The sequence below is a fragment of the Streptomyces sp. DH12 genome, assembly GCF_020873895.1.
GTDB lineage: Bacteria > Actinomycetota > Actinomycetes > Streptomycetales > Streptomycetaceae > Streptomyces.
Genome location: NZ_JAHWGT010001549.1, coordinates 1 through 399 on the forward strand (window position 1 = coordinate 1; position 399 = coordinate 399).

Annotated in this window: 1 protein-coding gene; it reads left to right on the top strand. The window is 75.4% G+C overall.

Features of this window, described 5'->3' with window-relative positions:
* On the top strand, positions 1 to 399 hold a 399-nt coding region (locus LPA54_RS41025; RefSeq protein ID WP_228985489.1), incomplete at both ends, for a crosslink repair DNA glycosylase YcaQ family protein.

The window sequence follows — 399 nt, forward strand, 5'->3', positions numbered from 1 at the left end:
TCCTAGGCCCCCGCGCGCTGAACCGGGCGACCCTGGCCCGGCAGCTCCTGCTGAGCCGCTCCCCGATGTCCGCGACGGCCGCCGTCGAGCATCTGGTCGGCCTCCAGGCGCAGAACGTCAAGCCGCCCTACTACGCCCTCGCCGCCCGCCTCGACGGCTTCACCCCGCACGCGCTGTCCCGGCCGATGGCCGACCGCGAGGTGGTCCGCATCGTCACCCTGCGCTCGACCATCCACACCCACACCGCCGACGACTGCCTCACCCTGCGGCCGCTGGTGCAGGCCGCCCGCGACCGCGAGCTGCACCACTTCCGCGCGGGGCTCGCCGGGGTCGACCTCGACCGCCTCGCCGCCAGGGCCCGCGCCCTCGTGGAGGAGGAGCCGCGCACCATGAAGGAGC